Source organism: Aliterella sp. E5.1 (genome assembly GCF_057473825.1).
On sequence record NZ_JBYCCV010000505.1, the window covers coordinates 1 to 1,092 of the forward strand.

At 42.8% G+C, this 1,092-nt stretch carries 1 pseudogene; it reads right to left on the minus strand.

Annotated features, from left to right (window positions below):
- Nucleotides 1-171 precede the first annotated feature (171 nt).
- Nucleotides 172-967, minus strand: a pseudogene (locus tag AC2VE5_RS28600) (IS630 family transposase); the annotation flags it as partial.
- Between the last annotated feature and the right edge of the window lie 125 nt (nucleotides 968-1,092).

Consider the following 1,092-nt stretch of genomic DNA (forward strand, 5'->3'; position numbering starts at 1 on the left):
ACATCTGACAGTAAGAATCGACAAATTGTACTGTAGGATGTGGTGTGCGAGGCTCTACCATAGCTAACACCAAGGTTTGAGAGCTTTGTTCCTATTATATTTTCTCTAGAGTGACAGAAGAAAGTTAGAAAGCGTTTTTATATAATATTATGTCCGGCAAATAACTTAAGATTAAGCTGCGATTGTAGTCCACCAATGGAAACCGGTTAGTCCTTGAATCAACTCTTGCTGCTGAAGTAAAGATTGACATCGGTCAAATAAAACGTCTTCCAATCCATCTAAGGTTTCAAAGGAGCGATTAGCAATCGGCTCATCCACTAAACGCCACAATCGTTCCGCAGGTTGTAATTCTGGTCAAGCTCGACGGGGGGAGGATTCCCTCCGTCAGACTTGACGTGAATAAGGAGGTAAAAATGTTAAATGTAGTCCTAGAGGGATTTTTAAATCACTACTAATATGCCACCCGGATCGAGCTACGGCTAAAAGAATACGTTTATTAACACCTAATTCAAACTCACGAGCGAAGTCTGCCAAGACCTGATTAAACAGTTGTGTATTTACATAGGGCAGAATCCACCAATAAGTTTCCCCAGTTTTAGGATGTACAAAGGCATATAACCATAGCCACTGATATCGCCAATTAACATGAGCAATGGGCGTTTCTCCCTCCGGTACATAAATTCGGCGTAAAATTGGCTTGAGACCTAAACGATGTTCACCAAACCCACCACAATTGAATTTCTGCTTCGGGGTAAGTGGTTTGAAGTGTGCTTACTGCCGTTGCTAGTTTTTTTTCCAGGCAAGTTGTTCAGTTTCGTCGCTTTGACTATGAGCAGGTCTTGGCACTCTTAACCTAAAAGTCATCTGTCGTAATATCTCCCATCCCCAAGGTGCGACTAATTTGTCACCCGGTCAAGTCCGTCAACCAGTCGGCAACTTTACGACCATTCCATAGTCCTCCATCGGGTATTAGACGACACTGTTAATGGCGGGTTAGAAGAGAGTATTGGCGGGTAGGTGAGACAAAGAAGCGATTCTAGACAACGGACGCTGAAAGAACCAAAAGTAGAATCAAAGCCAACCAAAAAGAAA